We start from the raw sequence: 14541 nt of genomic DNA, 5'->3' as shown, positions 1-14541 counted from the left end.
CGGCAGCACGGCGGCGACCGGTGTGGGGGGCGGGGCGCTGGGGGTGGAGCACAGCGGGCAGTCCATGCCCATCGCGCCCATTTCAACGGTGCCATCGTCGGTCTGCACCAGCAGCTTGATGGTGCCAGCGCCCGAGCAGATCACCTCAAAGGCCTGGGGGTGCACCAGCGGCGATGCAATGGCCACCCCCATCGACGCCACGAACCATGCGAGCACCCACAGGCGCAGCGCAGAGAAGGTTCGGAGGGCGGTCATGGGGCGCGATGATAGCGGCTGCCGTCGTGGCCGGAATCAGCGGCGCAGAGCAGCTGAATTGTTGTTGCTATACAAATAATAGCTATCGGCACATGGTTCACTAGCGCTTGCGGCCGATTCGGCTGAAAAACCGCTTGAGAATGACCTGTGCGGTGCCCGTGCGCGCAGCGCGGTGCAGGCGCCTGGCCCCGCCACTCCGGGGCTGGAGTGGCGTCGCGGGCGCAGGCTCGTGTCGCGCCCGCCTCAGGCCTGCGTGTACGCGGTCTTCACCGTGGTGTAGAACTCTGCCGCGTAGCGCCCCTGCTCGCGCGGGCCGTAGCTGCTGCTCTTGCGGCCGCCGAACGGCACGTGGTAGTCCACGCCCGCTGTGGGCAGGTTCACCATCACCATGCCGGCCTGGGCGTGGCGCTTGAAGTGCGTGGCGTGCTTGAGGCTGGTGGTGGCAATGCCGCTGGCCAGGCCGAAGGGCGTGTCGTTGGCCAGGGCCAGCGCCTCTTCGTAGTTCTTGGCGCGCAACACGCTCACCACGGGGCCGAAGATTTCTTCGCGGTTGATGCGCATGCCGGGCGTGGTCTCGGTGAACAGGGCGGGGCGCAGGTAGTAGCCCGGGGCTCCGTCGGCGTTCTTCTCCAGTGCTTCGCCGCCAAAGGCCAGCTTGGCGCCTTCCTGCTGGCCGATGCCGATGTATTCCAGGTCTTGTGCGAGCTGGCGGTCGTCCACCACGGGGCCGATGTCGGTGCCGGTCTTGCGTGCGTCATCCACCTTCAGGGTCTTCATTTTCTCGACCATGGCGGCCACGAAGCGGTCGTGGATGCCTTCGGTCACGATCACGCGGCTGCTGGCGGTGCAGCGCTGGCCGGTGGAGAAGAAGCCGCTGTTGATGGCCGCGCCCACGGCCACGTTCAGGTCCGCGTCGTCCAGCACCACAAACGGGTTCTTGCCGCCCATCTCCAGCTGCACCTTGGCGCCACGTGGCACGCAGGCCGCTGCCACGCGCTGACCGGTGCCGACCGAGCCGGTAAAGCTCACGCCCGCAATGCGCTCGTCTTCGAGCAGCACGGCGCCCACGTCCGAACCCCGGCCCATCACCAGGTTGAACACACCAGCGGGCAGGCCCGCACGGTGCAGGATGTCAGCCAGCGCCCAGGCAGAGCCGGGCACCACCTCGGCGGGCTTGAACACCACCGTGTTGCCGTAGGCCAATGCGGGCGCGATCTTCCAGGCCGGGATGGCGATGGGGAAGTTCCACGGCGTGATGATGCCGATGGTGCCCAGGGGTTCGCGTGTAATCTCGATGCCCACGCCGGGGCGCACGGAGGGGATCAGCTCGCCGCCGGGGCGCAGCGCCTCGCCGGCAAAGAACTTGAAGATGGCAGCGGCACGGCCCACTTCGCCGATGGCTTCGGGCAGAGTCTTGCCTTCTTCGCGGGCCAGCAGGTCGCCCAGCTCGGCCTTGCGGGCGATGATCTCGTTGCCCACCGCGTCCAGGATGTCAAAGCGCTGCTGGGGCGTGGACAGGCTCCATGCCGGAAAGGCCGCGTGCGCTGCGGCCACAGCCTCCAGCGCCTGCTCGCGGCTGGCCACGGCGTAGTCGCCGATCACGTCGCGCGTGTCGGAGGGGTTGGTGTTCTGGTACGTGCGGACGCCTTCGGTCCAGTTGCCGGCGATCAGGTTTGCGTGCATGGCGGTGGTGGTGTGAAAGGGTGGGTGGTTGAAGAAATTCGAATCACAGCCCCGGTGCCGTGATCGCGTGGCCAGGAGCGCTGGCCGCCACAGGGGCTGCCCATTCAGGCAAGGCCGTACGCCATGGCATGGCCGCTGCGGATTTATTGTTGTATGTCATCGTACAACATAAGTGCACTTTTGAGCACCCCGGGTAACTACTCATGGGATCACTTCCTGCCACCTGGGCCCGCCGGGTGCCTCGGACCCGCAGGGCGACAGGTGGGCGCATGGGGTGGGGCGCATCGACACGACCCCTAGCCTTCAGCCAGCCTCGGCCTGTGCACGGCGCCGGCGTTCACGGCTGTTGGCCAGGTGGGTGCGCATGGCTGCACGGGCTGCGTCGGGGTCCTGGCCCACGATGGCGTCGTAGATGCTCTCGTGCTCGCCATTGACCCGGCGCAGGTACTGTCTGCGTTCGTCGTTGGGGGCTTCGACCGAATCCAGCCGCGCGCGCGGAATGATCATGCTGCCCAATGTGCCCATCAGCTCGGCGAAGTGGCTGTTCTGCGTGGCGCGGGCGATCTCCAGATGGAACTGGAAGTCCGCCGCCACCGCGTCGCGCCCGGCGTCCACGGCCGCCGCCACAGTGTCCAGCGCCTCGCGCATGGTCTTGAGGTTGGCGGGCGTGCGGCGCTGCGCGGCCAGCGCGGCGGCCTCGGTTTCTACGCCGATGCGCAGTTCCAGCACCGCAATCACGTCACGCAGGGTGCTGAACTGGTCGGGCGTGATCTTGAAGCCCGGGGCCTGCCCAAGGCCCAGCACAAACGTGCCGATGCCGTGCCGTGTCTCCACCAGGCCCGACGCCTGCAGCTTGGAAATGGCCTCGCGCACCACCGTGCGGCTGACGTTGAATTCGGCCATGATCGCGGCCTCGGTGGGCAGCTTGTCGCCCAGTGCCAGGCGCCCGTCGCGGATGCGGTCACCCAGGGAGTCCACCAGCTCCAGGGCCAGGGTGCGGGGCTTGCGGCGTGGGGCGATGTCGGTGCTCATGTCTCGGTGTTATCCCTATGTGTTGGACGGGTTGAAAGGAGTACATTGCCTCCTCGTTGTATGACAACTGATGACGTTCAACCGCTTGTAACGCCACTGTACCAAGAACCTCCCCAAAAGCCATGCCCTGTCACCCGACATCGATCCGTTTTCAACGCTTGTTACTGACCGGGGCCGCCGGGGGGCTGGGGCGTGAATTGCGCACGCGCCTGAAGGCGTACTGCACCACCTTGCGCCTGTCGGATGTGGCCGACCTGGGCAGCGAGTCGCCCGGCGAAGAGCTGCGCCCTGCGCGCTTGGAGGACGCCAGCGCCATGCTGCCGCTGCTGGATGGGGTGGACGCTGTGGTGCACCTGGGCGGCGTGTCCACCGAGCAGCCCTGGGACCCCATCCTGCAGGCCAACATCATTGGCGCCTACAACCTCTATGAGGCCGTTCGCAAGCAAGGCGTCAAGCGCGTGGTGTTTGCCAGCTCCAACCATGTGACCGGCTTTTACCGCCAGGACGAAGTGGTGGGCCTGCGCGACCCAGCGCGGCCCGATGGCCTGTATGGCCTGTCCAAGGCGTTTGGCGAGGACCTTTCGCGCTTCTACTTTGACCGCTACGGCATCGAAACCGTGTGCCTGCGCATCGGCTCCTCCTTCCCCGAGCCGCGCAACCGCCGGATGCTGGCCACCTGGATGAGCTACGACGACCTGGAGCGCCTGGTCGTGGCCAGCCTCACAGCGCCGGTGGTGGGCCACAGCATCATCTATGGCATGGGCGACAACACCACCACCTGGTGGGACAACACACTCGCCCGCCACATCGGCTACCGCCCGCAGGACAGCTCCGAGCCCTTCCGCGCCAAGGTGGAGGCTGCAGACCCGCAGCCGGACCTGACGGACCCGGCCGTGATCTACCAGGGTGGGCCGTTTGTGCGCACCGGTCCGTTCGAGTGAGTGGGTCCATGGAACTCCTGTTGCCTCACCACCAGGACCAGGTGGGCGAAAGCCCCCTGTGGAGCACGGCCGAGCAGGTGCTGTACTGGGTGGACATCGAAGGCCGCGCGCTGCGCCGCCTGCGCTGGGCCGACCGGCAACTGATGAGCTGGGCGACGCCGGAGCGGCTGGCCTGCATTGCGCTGCATGCCAGCGGCGGGCTCATCGCCGGCATGGACACGGGCATATTCCACCTGCAGCCTGCCGATGACGGCACCCTGGCCTGCACCCTCATCTCTGCCGTGCAGCACCCGCAAGCTGGCATGCGCTTCAACGACGGGCGCTGTGACCGCCAGGGGCGCTTCTGGGCCGGCACCATGGTGCGCGACATGTCGCTGGCGCAACCCGCTGGAGGCCTGTACCGGCAGGACGCGCGCGGCCTCTCGGCGCCGCTGATCGAAGGCCTGGTCACCCAGAACGGCCTGGCGTTCAGCCCCGATGGCGCCACCATGTACCTCAGCGACAGCCACCCCAGCGTGCAAAAGATATGGTCGCTGGACCTGCACGAAGACGGCAGCCTGGGGCCGCGCCGTCTGTTGGTGGATATGCGCGAGCTGCCCGGCCGGCCGGACGGTGCGGCCATCGACACCGATGGCTGCTACTGGATCTGCGCCAACGACGCTGGCATGGTGCATCGCTTCACCCCATCGGGCGTGCTGGACCGCTCGCTGGCCCTGCCGGTCAGCAAGCCCTCGATGTGCAGTTTTGGCGGGCCCGACATGGACCTGCTTTTCATCACCTCCATCCGCCCCGGCCAGCCGCAGGGCAACGATGTGGCCCACGGCGGCGCGGTCTTCGTGACCCGCCCGGGCGCCCAAGGGCTCGCAGAGGCCCCGTACCCGCCCGCGTGAGCGCGGCACCCCAACCGATTCAACCCCGGAGACAAAGCACCATGAACGTTCCACACCTCTTTGGCCGCGTGGCCATTGCCGCTGGCATCTTGCTCGGCAGCCTGGCCGCGCAGGCCACCGAGTTCCGCTCGTCGGACATCCACCCCGAGGACTATCCCACCGTGCTGGCCGTGCGCCACATGGGCGAGACGCTGTCCAAGGCCACCGGTGGCAAGCACAGCATCAAGGTCTACGCCAAGGGGTCGCTTGGCATCGAGAAGGACACCATCGAGCAGACCAAGCTGGGGGCGATTGCCATGACGCGCGTGAACGTCGCGCCCATGAACAACATCTGCCCCGCCACCATGGTGCCCACCATGCCCTTCCTGTTCCGCGACAAGGAGCACATGCGCAAGGTGCTGGATGGCGCCATTGGCGACGAGATCCTGAAGGACTGCGAATCGCAGGGCTTCGTGGGCCTGGCGTTCTATGACAGCGGCGCACGCTCGATCTACACCGTCAAGAAGCCCATCAAGACCCTGGCCGACGTCAAGGGCCTGAAGGTGCGCGTGCAGCAGAGCGACCTGTGGGTGTCCCTGCTCGAAGCCATGGGCGCCAACGCCACCCCCATGCCGTTCGGCGAGGTCTACACCGCGCTCAAGACCGGCCTGGTGGACGCTGCAGAAAACAACTACCCCAGCTACGAAAGCTCGCGCCACTTCGAAGTCGCCAAATACTTCAACAAGACCGAGCATTCCATGGCGCCCGAGATCCTCTTGTTCAGCAAGCGGGTGTGGGACACCTTGAGCGCTGACGACCAGAAGGCCATCCGCGCCGCCGCCAAGGAGTCGGTGGGCTACATGCGCAAGATCTGGGACGAGCGCGAAGAGAAATCCCTGGCCACGGTGAAGGCTGGCGGCGCGCAGGTGGTGGATATCGACAAGGTGGCCTTCAAGGCTGCCATGAAACCGGTGTACGACAAGTTCCTCAAGGACCCCAAGCTGCAGGACATGGTCAAGCGCATCGACGCGGTGCAATAAGCCAGAAGCCAGAGTCTCCAGGGCAGGCGGGACCGGGAACAGCCCGCCGCCTGCCCGTTTCCAGTTGTTGTTGTTTTTGAATGTCCACTATGTACACGCGACTCTGCGCTTTCATTGCGCGCGCCTGCCTGAAGCTCGGGGTGGGAGGGCTGGTCCTGCTGGTCTGTGCCGTGCTCTACCAGGTCATAGGCCGCTATATCTTCAATGACACTCCCACCTGGGCCGAGAGCGGCGCGGTGCTGCTGGTGCTTTACGTGACCATGCTGGGCATGGCTGTGGGCGTGCGTGATGCGGGCCACATCGGTCTCGAATCGTTCCTGGTGCTGGCGCCCGATTGGTTGCGCACCAAGCTCGAGCTGCTGATCCACGCGCTGGTGCTGCTGTTCGGCATCGTCATGGCCTGGAACTGCGGCGTGCTGGCCGAATCGGTGGCACCGTACAAGATCCCCACGCTGGGCATCTCCGAAGCCTTCAAGTACGTGCCGCCCGCCATGGCTGGCGTGCTGGTGGCCATGTTCTCGCTGGAACACATCATCGCCATCCTGCGTGGCACGGAAGTAGAGCCCGCCTGGCACTAAAGAGACTGGGAATCCCTTGTCCATGCCCGCCTTGCACGCCAAAACACCCCGGCTCGTCGTTGCAAATGCTCGCCATAGCACTGGCTATGGCTGCGCTTTGCGCCTAGATCCGGGACGTTTTGGCGCGCCTTTCGGGCACGGCCAAAGAATTCCCAGCCTCTAAGCCCGCCCCTAAAACGTCTTCATAAAAATTCCATCACCATCATGGCGTTGACCATCCTGTGCGTGAGCTTCACGCTATTGCTGCTGCTGGGCGTGCCCGTGGCCTTCTCGATCGGCCTGTCCTCGCTGGCCACCATCCTGTACGAAGGCCTGCCCCTGGCCGTGGGTTTCCAGCAAATGATTTCGGGCATGAACCCGTTCTCGTTCCTGGCCATCCCGTTCTTCATCTTTGCCGGCGAGATCATGATGTACGGCGGCATTGCCGACCGCATCGTCAACTTTGCCAAGAGCGTGGCGGGCCATGTGCGTGGCGGCCTGGGCATGAGCAATGTGCTGGCCTGCACGCTGTTTGGCGGTGTCTCGGGCTCGCCGGTGGCCGACGTGTCGGCCATGGGCGCCGTGCTCATCCCGCAGATGAAGAAGGAGGGCTACCACGCTGACTACGCGGTGAACGTGACCACCCACGCCTCGCTGGTGGGCGCGCTCATGCCCACCTCGCACAACCTCATCATCTTCACGCTGGCGGCTGGGGGCAAGGTGAGTATTGCGGCGCTGATCCTTGCAGGCATCGTGCCGGCCCTGTTGCTGACCATCTGCAACCTGGCTGCCGCCTACTTCGTGGCTGTCAAGCGCGGCTACCCCGCAGGCACCTTCCCGGGCTGGGAGATTGTGTGGATCTCGTTCCGCGCCTCGGTCCCGGGCCTGGCCGTGGTGGTCATCATCATTGCAGGCATTTTGTCGGGGGCGTTCACCGCTACCGAGTCGGCGTCGGTCGCAGTGCTGTGGGCGCTGATTCTGTCGGTCTTCGTCTACAAGAAGCTCACGCGCGAGCAGTTCCTCAAGGCCGCGTCCAAGGCCGTCAAGACCACGGGCACAGTGCTGCTGCTCATCGGCATCTCGTCGATGTTCGGCTACCTCATCGGCCTCTACGGTGTGGCCGAGCTCACGGGTGATGCGCTCAAGTCCATGAGCACCTCGCCCTGGGTGATCTTCCTGTCGGTGAACATCATCCTGTTCGTGCTGGGCACCTTTCTCGACATGGCGGCCACCATCCTCATCTGCACGCCCATCTTTTTGCCGATCTGCCAGCAGTTCGGCATGAGCACGGAGCAGTTCGGTATCGTCATGCTGATCAACTGCGCGCTGGGCCTGAACACTCCTCCCGTGGGCACCACGCAGTTCATCGGCTGCACCATCGGGGGCGTGTCGGTGGGCGAGGTGATGAAGACCATCTGGCCGTTCTACAGTGCGCTCATCGTGGCGCTGATGCTGGTGACCTATGTGCCCCAGTTCTCGATGTGGCTGCCAGACCTGGTGCTCAAGGGCGGGGGCTGACCCGGCAGGAGTGATGGCTCGGCCACCGGGCGGATTGAAACCCGCGTACCTTGTGAATTGAACGGACCTATGCGACAAGCTCTCACCATCCGCATGCATGCCCAGGACAACGTCGCCATCGTCGCCAACGACGGTGGCCTGCCTGCGGGCACCCTGTTGCCAGACGGTGTGCCGGGCGCTGGCATCACGCTGCGCGACAAGGTGCCGCAGGGCCACAAGGTGGCGCTGGCGGACATCCCCGAAGGCGGTGTGGTGCGCCGCTACAACGTGCCCATCGGCTATGCGCTCAAGGACATCGAGGCGGGCAGCGGGGTGCACGAGCGCCTGCTGCAGATGCCTTCGGCCCGCGCGCTCGAAGGCCTGCCCATGGCCACGGTGAAGCCCCCGGTGCTTGAACCTCTCACGGGCTATACCTTCGAGGGCTACCGCAACGCCGATGGCTCGGTGGGTACGCGCAACATCCTGGCCATCACCACCACCGTGCAGTGCGTGGCGGGTGTCGTGGCGCAGGCTGTGCGCCGCATCAAGGCCGAGCTGCTGCCTTTGTTTCCCCATGTGGACGACGTGATCGGCCTGGAGCACACCTACGGCTGCGGCGTGGCGATTGACGCGCCCGACGCCATCATCCCCATCCGCACGCTGCGCAACATCAGCCTCAACCCCAACTTTGGGGGCGAGGTCATGGTGGTCAGCCTGGGCTGCGAAAAGCTGCAGCCCGACCGCCTGCTGCCCCCGGGCAGCTTCCCCATCACCGACGAGCGCGACGCGGCGCTGGGCCCCGAGACGGTGTGCCTGCAGGCCGACGAGCATGTGGGCTTCATGTCCATGCTCGACCACATCGTGCAAAGCGCGCGCCCGCACCTGGAGCGCCTGAACGCCCGCCGCCGCGAGACCATACCCGCCAGCGAGCTGGTGCTGGGTGTGCAGTGCGGTGGCAGCGATGCGTTCTCGGGCGTCACCGCCAACCCGGCCGTGGGCTTCTGCGCCGACCTGCTGGTGCGCGCGGGCGCCACGGTGATGTTCAGCGAGAACACCGAAGTGCGCGACGCGGTGGAGCAGCTCACCAGCCGCGCAGCCACGCCCGAAGTGGCTGACGCTATCGTGCGGGAGCTGGGCTGGTACGACCGCTATTTGGACCGGGGCCGTGTGGACCGCGCGGCCAACACCACGCCGGGCAACAAGGCGGGCGGTTTGTCCAACATCGCCGAGAAGGCCATGGGTTCCATCATCAAGAGCGGCACCGCGCCCATTGCGCATGTGCTGGCCCCGGGCGAGAAGCTGCGCCGCGACCAGCGCGGCCTGGTGTATGCCGCCACGCCCGCCAGCGACTTCATCTGCGGCACGCTGCAACTGGCTGCCGGCATGAACCTGCACGTGTTCACCACCGGCCGGGGCACACCCTACGGTCTGGCCGAGTGCCCTGTGGTCAAGGTCGCGACGCGCACTGATCTGGCCCGCCGCTGGCACGACCTGATGGACATCAACGCCGGCAAGATCGCGGATGGCGAAGCCACCATCGAACAGCTGGGCTGGGAGATGTTTCACCTGCTGCTCGACGTGGCCAGCGGTCGCAAGAAGACCTGGGCCGAGCAGTGGCAACTGCACAACGCGCTGGTGCTGTTCAACCCGGCGCCCGTCACCTAAACCCTGCCGGGCCCAGGCCCTTTGTGTTCCCTCTTCAACAGCCCTTGCCTGCAAGGGCTGTTGTCCTTGAAAGACCGCATCTCATGGGGCATTCCCGATTTTCTGACCGCAAGGTCGTGGTGGCGCTGGCGCTGCTGTGTTGCTTGCTCTGGGGCAGCTCGTACCCCGCCATCAAGACCGGGTACGCCTGGTTCGGCATCTCACGCAATGACATCCCTACGCAGCTCGTATTCGCGGGCTGGCGGTTTCTGGGCGCCGGGCTGATCTTGCTGGCCTGGGCCGTGGTCATGCGCAAGGCCATCTGGGGCTTGGGCTTCACAGCAGGGCGGCAGCTGATAGCGCTGGGCCTGGCACAGACCACGCTGCAGTACGTGTTCTTCTACGTGGGCCTGGCGCATACCACGGGCGTCAAGGGCTCCATCATGAATGCTACGGGCACGTTTTTCAGCGTGCTGCTGGCGCACTGGGTCTATCACAACGACCGCCTGAGCCATGCCAAGCTCTGGGGCTGCCTGGTGGGTTTTGCGGGCGTGATGGTGGTGAACCTAGGGCGTGGCACGCTGGACCTGGACTTCACGCTGCTGGGCGAGGGCTTCGTTGTCATCGCCGCCTTTGTGCTGGCCGCCGCCAGCATCTACGGCAAGCAGGTGTCGCAGCGCATGGATTCCGTCGTGATGACGGGCTGGCAGCTGGGCCTGGGCGGTGTGGCGTTGTTGGCCATTGGCTGGTCGCTGGATGGTTCGCTCACGGGCTTCACCTGGGGCTCTGCGGTGCTGCTGGTGTACCTGGCGCTGCTGTCGTCGGCCGCGTTTTCGCTGTGGAGCATCCTGCTCAAGCACAACCGCGTGAGCCAGATCACGGTGTTCAACTTCACCGTGCCGATCTTTGGCGCTGCGTTGTCGGCACTGTTTTTGGGCGAGGCGCTGTGGGAGTGGAAAAACCTGCTGGCCCTGGTGCTGGTGTGTGCGGGCATCTGGCTCGTCACGCGCGATACGGCCAGTGCCACCAAATAGACTCGGCCCATGGCTTTCACACTTTCCCGCGACGCATTCCAGCGCGACCTGCACGGCCAGCGTACCGACCTGTTCACCCTGCGCAGCCCCGGCGGCCTGCAGGTGGCGGTGAGCAACTACGGCTCCCGCTTGGTGCAGGTGGCGGTGCCCGACGGGCAGGGCGGCCTGGCCGATGTGGCACTGGGCTACGACAGCCTGCAGGGCTACCTGGACGGCCAGCTCTCCATGGGCGCACTCATTGGCCGCTGGGCGGGGCGGCTGCGTGCGGGCACGCTGACCCTGCCGGATGGATCGCGCCAGCAACTGCCCACCAACAGCGGGCCACACCATCACCACGGCGGCCCGCGCGGGAGCCGCTTCCAGGTGTTTGCGGTGGAGCATGTGCAGGCCGATGCCCTTTCCCTCAGCCACACCTTCCGCACGGAGGACGACGGGGTGCCCGGCACGGTGTGCGTGCAGCTCCACCTGCAGGTCACGACCGACAACGCGCTGCACATGGCCTGGACGGCCGAGGTGCTCCATGCCCCCACGGTGCTCAACCTCACCGGGCATGCGTTCTTCAACCTGGCAGGCCAGGGCAGCACCCACGGCCACACCCTGCAGGTGCCCGCCAGCCGCTATGTGCCCCTGGCGGCCGATGTGTGCCCCACGGGCGCGCTGGCTGCGGTGCAGGGCACGCCGTTCGACTTCCGCCAAGCCCGCGCTGTGGCGGACGCCATCGCAACACCCCATGAGCAGCTGGCCGTGGCGGGCGGGCTGGACCACTACCTGGTGCTGGACGAACAGGCGGCCCCCCTTGCCCCTCCCTCGTCATCCATCACGCCACCGGGCCTGCGCCTGGCCGCGCTGCTGGGCGAACCCGTGAGCGGCCGTGCGATGGAGGTGTGGAGCACCGCTCCGGGTGTGCAGGTGTATGCAGGCCACGGCCTCAAGGCCGATCCCGCGCGGGACTTGGGGCGTGGTGCGGGGCAGGGCGGCTGGCTGTGGCAGCCGGGCGACGGTATCTGCCTGGAGCCCATGGAGTACCCGGATGCGCCCAACCACGCGGGCTTTCCGGTGCGCTGGTGGCTGCCGGGCGAAGTGGTGCGGGGCGCCATCGTGTACCGCTTCATCGGGGGCTGATGGCCGGTGGGCTGGCCTGGCAAGCCCGTGCCGCGCTACCATGCCGCCTGGCTTTTAACCGAGGTGGCTCATGCACATGTCCAACGCCCCCAGCACCGACTGGAAAGAAGTGGTGGCACCCGATGAAGCGCAGCGCTTTGCGGGCTATGCGCGCCAGTTTGCCGAGCTGCAGGCGCGCAAGTCGCAAAAATATGGCGCCGGGCGGGGGTTGCACCGCAAGCAGCTGACCGCCGCGTATGGCCGTCTGGAGGTGCTGGGCGATCTGCCCGCGTTTGCGGCCCAGGGCTTGTTCGCGCAGCCGGCGCAGTACGACGTGCGGGTGCGGCTGAGCAACGGCGGCATGGACAAGGCGGCGGACCACAAGCCCGACATCCGGGGCTTTGCGATCAGCGTGCGGGGCGTGCAGGGCGACTCTGCCTTGGGCAACGGGCGCGCAAAAAGCCAGGACTTCCTGCTCATCAACCAGGAAAAGTTCGCCTTCCCCCAGAGCGCAGAGTTTGTGGATTTTGTGGTCGCTGCGTCGCACGGCGGCGGCGCGCTGATCAAGTTCCTGGTGCAGCGCCATGGCTTGCTGGGTGCGGCCCGGCAGATCGCCAAGACGGTCAAGACCTTTGGGCGGCCCTTTGGCGGCTTTGCATCGCATGCCATGTTTAGCGCTGCGCCCATTGCCTGCGGGCCCTATGCCGTGCGCGTGCGCCTCGTGCCCCATGCGTCCAACGGGGCGCCCGTCAGGCAGGTGCAGCACGACTGGGATGCTGAATTCTCCGGCCGCCTGCGCCAACAAGACCTGCAGTGGGACCTGCAGCTGCAGCCTTTTGTGGACGAGGCCACCACCCCCATTGAAGACGCCAGCGTGGACTGGCCCACGCCCTACACCACCGTGGCCCGGCTCACCCTGCCACGGCAGGACCCGGCTGCCGACGCAGCCCTGGCCGCCGAGGTGGAGGCCGCCGTGTTCGACCCCTGGCAGGCGCTGGCTGCGCACCGGCCCCTGGGCGACGTGATGCGGGCCCGCAAGGTGGTGTATTTCGAAAGCCAGAAAGGCCGTGGCGCTGCGTGACCTGCGGGGTGAGGCGACCGGGCGCTTCGTGAGGAAGCCCCCACGGTACTCAGAAAAACAGTGAGCGTGTTGAATCCCGGTCTGAGAGCGGCTCACAAAACTCAGCGAAGCGGCCCTGGCTAGGCGTTTCGCCGCAGGCAGTACAAGCAGTACGACAAGGCGAGACAACGACGCCAAGGGAGTTTTGTTAGCCGCTCTAAGTTTCGTCTAAGTGTTGGTGCCCACACTGCCCTCCATCGCAACTCCGATTGGAAAGGCACCACACCATGAACACGACAACGCTGACCTCCACCCCCCGCCGCCTCATCCTGGCCCTGGTGGCCGCCGGTGCGGTGGGTGCCACGGGCGCAGGCCTCATCACCGGGCACCAGGCCCGTGCCTTGACACCGCCCCCCGCCATGGTGGCCCAGACGCCCGCAGCCCCCGGCGGGGCCTTGCCCAGCTTCGCGCAGATCACCGCGCAAAACGGCCCGGCGGTGGTCAACATCAGCGTGACGGGCAGCACCAAGGCCGCCATGGCCGATGACGACGGCGAAGACGAAGGCCAGCCCGCCGCGCGCCAGGGCCGGGCGCCGCAGATGGACCCGAACGATCCGTTCTACCAGTTCTTCCGCCAGTTCGGTTTTCCGGGCGGCATGGGGCCACAGGCCCAGCCCAACGTACCCACGCACGGCCAGGGCTCCGGCTTCATCGTCAGCCCCGATGGCCTGGTGCTGACCAACGCCCATGTGGTCAAGGGTGCCAGCGAAGTCATCGTCAAGCTCACCGACCGCCGCGAGTTCCGCGCCAAGGTGCTGGGCTCTGACCCCAAGACCGACGTGGCCGTGCTCAAGATCGACGCCAAGAACCTGCCCACCGTGCGCCTGGGCAGCACACGCGACCTGCAGGTGGGTGAATGGGTGTTGGCCATCGGCTCGCCCTTTGGCTTTGAAAACAGCGTGACGGCGGGTGTGGTCAGCGCTAAGGGCCGCTCGCTGCCCGACGACAGCCTGGTGCCCTTCATCCAGACCGATGTGGCGGTGAACCCTGGCAATTCGGGCGGGCCTTTGTTCAATGCGCGCGGTGAAGTGGTCGGCATCAACTCGCAGATCTACAGCCGCTCGGGTGGCTACCAAGGGGTGTCGTTCTCCATCCCGATCGAGCTGGCGGCCAAGATCAAGGACCAGATTGTTGCCACCGGCAAGGTGCGCCACGCACAGCTGGGCGTGGCCGTGCAAGAGGTGAACCAGGCGTTTGCCGAGTCGTTCAACCTCGACAAGCCCGAAGGCGCGCTGGTGGCCAGCGTCAGCAAGGGCAGCCCCGCAGAGAAGGCCGGCCTGCAGGCGGGCGACGTGATCCGCCAAGTGGATGGCCAGCCCATCGTCGCCTCGGGCGACCTGCCCGCCTGGGTGGGCCAGGCGCAGCCGGGCCAACAGGCCAAGCTGTCGATTTGGCGCCAGGGCAAGCCGCTGGAGCTGACCGCCACCCTGGGCGACGCCAGCGACAAGGCGATCAAGCAGGCGCGCAACGACGATGCCGTGGGCAAGGGCCAACTGGGCCTGTCATTGCGCCCGCTGGACCCACAGGAGCGGCGCGCGGCAGGCCTCAATGAGGGACTGGTCATCGAGCAGGCGCGCGGCCCCGCCGCTGCGGCCGGTGTGCAGCCGGGTGACGTGCTGCTGGCCATCAACGGCGCGCCCATCAAGGACATCACGCAGGTGCGTGCCGCCATGGCCAAGGCGGGCAAGTCGGTCGCGCTGCTGATTGAGCGCGACGGCGACAAGATCTTTGTGCCCGTGCGCCTGGGCTGATCCATGGCCTGCGCCTG

Annotated in this window: 13 protein-coding genes; 10 read left to right on the top strand and 3 right to left on the bottom strand. The window is 66.5% G+C overall.

Features of this window, described 5'->3' with window-relative positions:
- The 3 genes from AC07X4_RS07745 to AC07X4_RS07735 all read right to left on the bottom strand — a co-directional run.
- Positions 1–255 (bottom strand): hypothetical protein (locus tag AC07X4_RS07745; RefSeq protein WP_494739722.1); only part of this gene is annotated, 255 nt, incomplete at its 3' end.
- Between the two features lie 243 nt (positions 256–498).
- On the bottom strand, positions 499–1938 hold the full coding sequence (locus AC07X4_RS07740; RefSeq protein WP_494739721.1) for an aldehyde dehydrogenase family protein: 1440 nt from the start codon (positions 1936–1938) through the stop codon (positions 499–501).
- A gap of 303 nt (positions 1939–2241) precedes the next feature.
- Positions 2242–2970, bottom strand: a complete 729-nt coding sequence (locus AC07X4_RS07735; protein ID WP_056746871.1) for a FadR/GntR family transcriptional regulator — start codon at positions 2968–2970, stop codon at positions 2242–2244.
- Positions 2971–3092: 122 nt separating this feature from the next.
- On the opposite strand from AC07X4_RS07735, the gene AC07X4_RS07730 reads away from it, so the two are divergent.
- The 10 genes from AC07X4_RS07730 to AC07X4_RS07685 all read left to right on the top strand — a co-directional run bounded on the left by AC07X4_RS07730 (position 3093) and on the right by AC07X4_RS07685 (position 14524).
- Positions 3093–3911 carry an NAD-dependent epimerase/dehydratase family protein gene (locus AC07X4_RS07730; protein WP_260668413.1) on the top strand — a complete coding sequence of 273 codons (819 nt, stop codon included), beginning with the start codon at positions 3093–3095 and terminating at the stop codon, positions 3909–3911.
- Between the two features lie 8 nt (positions 3912–3919).
- Positions 3920–4801, top strand: coding sequence for an SMP-30/gluconolactonase/LRE family protein (locus AC07X4_RS07725; protein WP_494739720.1), 882 nt, complete (start codon positions 3920–3922; stop codon positions 4799–4801).
- Between the two features lie 41 nt (positions 4802–4842).
- Positions 4843–5820, top strand: coding sequence for a TRAP transporter substrate-binding protein (locus AC07X4_RS07720; protein WP_056066174.1), 978 nt, complete (start codon positions 4843–4845; stop codon positions 5818–5820).
- Between the two features lie 89 nt (positions 5821–5909).
- The gene (locus AC07X4_RS07715; RefSeq protein WP_099729349.1) at positions 5910–6398 is read left to right on the top strand and encodes a TRAP transporter small permease; all 489 of its coding nucleotides are present in this window, start codon (positions 5910–5912) and stop codon (positions 6396–6398) included.
- A gap of 204 nt (positions 6399–6602) precedes the next feature.
- On the top strand, positions 6603–7895 hold the full coding sequence (locus AC07X4_RS07710) for a TRAP transporter large permease (RefSeq protein WP_056066169.1): 1293 nt from the start codon (positions 6603–6605) through the stop codon (positions 7893–7895).
- A gap of 69 nt (positions 7896–7964) precedes the next feature.
- Positions 7965–9539, top strand: a complete 1575-nt coding sequence (gene garD / locus AC07X4_RS07705) for a galactarate dehydratase (RefSeq protein ID WP_494739719.1) — start codon at positions 7965–7967, stop codon at positions 9537–9539.
- 83 nt (positions 9540–9622) lie between these two features.
- Positions 9623–10552, top strand: coding sequence for a DMT family transporter (locus AC07X4_RS07700; protein WP_494739718.1), 930 nt, complete (start codon positions 9623–9625; stop codon positions 10550–10552).
- A 9-nt stretch (positions 10553–10561) separates the two neighbouring features.
- Positions 10562–11674 (top strand): aldose epimerase family protein, encoded by a 1113-nt coding sequence (locus AC07X4_RS07695; RefSeq protein ID WP_494739717.1) that lies wholly within the window; start codon positions 10562–10564, stop codon positions 11672–11674.
- A 70-nt stretch (positions 11675–11744) separates the two neighbouring features.
- A complete protein-coding gene (locus AC07X4_RS07690; RefSeq protein WP_494739716.1) occupies positions 11745–12734 on the top strand; it encodes a catalase family protein in 990 nt (329 codons plus the stop codon).
- Between the two features lie 266 nt (positions 12735–13000).
- Positions 13001–14524, top strand: a complete 1524-nt coding sequence (locus tag AC07X4_RS07685) for a DegQ family serine endoprotease (RefSeq protein WP_494739715.1) — start codon at positions 13001–13003, stop codon at positions 14522–14524.
- Positions 14525–14541: the final 17 nt, after the last annotated feature.

The organism is Acidovorax sp. GW460-11-11-14-LB4, assembly GCF_059423685.1.
The sequence above is the reverse complement of the archived record's forward strand: the minus strand, read 5'-3'. Positions and strand labels throughout refer to the sequence as shown.

Coding starts and splice junctions, on each gene's coding strand:
- AC07X4_RS07740 (WP_494739721.1), bottom strand. CDS start 1,938: ATGCACGCAAACCTGATCGCCGGCAACTGGACCGAAGGCGTCCGCACG.
- AC07X4_RS07735 (WP_056746871.1), bottom strand. CDS start 2,970: ATGAGCACCGACATCGCCCCACGCCGCAAGCCCCGCACCCTGGCCCTG.
- AC07X4_RS07730 (WP_260668413.1), top strand. CDS start 3,093: ATGCCCTGTCACCCGACATCGATCCGTTTTCAACGCTTGTTACTGACC.
- AC07X4_RS07725 (WP_494739720.1), top strand. CDS start 3,920: ATGGAACTCCTGTTGCCTCACCACCAGGACCAGGTGGGCGAAAGCCCC.
- AC07X4_RS07720 (WP_056066174.1), top strand. CDS start 4,843: ATGAACGTTCCACACCTCTTTGGCCGCGTGGCCATTGCCGCTGGCATC.
- AC07X4_RS07715 (WP_099729349.1), top strand. CDS start 5,910: ATGTACACGCGACTCTGCGCTTTCATTGCGCGCGCCTGCCTGAAGCTC.
- AC07X4_RS07710 (WP_056066169.1), top strand. CDS start 6,603: ATGGCGTTGACCATCCTGTGCGTGAGCTTCACGCTATTGCTGCTGCTG.
- garD (WP_494739719.1), top strand. CDS start 7,965: ATGCGACAAGCTCTCACCATCCGCATGCATGCCCAGGACAACGTCGCC.
- AC07X4_RS07700 (WP_494739718.1), top strand. CDS start 9,623: ATGGGGCATTCCCGATTTTCTGACCGCAAGGTCGTGGTGGCGCTGGCG.
- AC07X4_RS07695 (WP_494739717.1), top strand. CDS start 10,562: ATGGCTTTCACACTTTCCCGCGACGCATTCCAGCGCGACCTGCACGGC.
- AC07X4_RS07690 (WP_494739716.1), top strand. CDS start 11,745: ATGCACATGTCCAACGCCCCCAGCACCGACTGGAAAGAAGTGGTGGCA.
- AC07X4_RS07685 (WP_494739715.1), top strand. CDS start 13,001: ATGAACACGACAACGCTGACCTCCACCCCCCGCCGCCTCATCCTGGCC.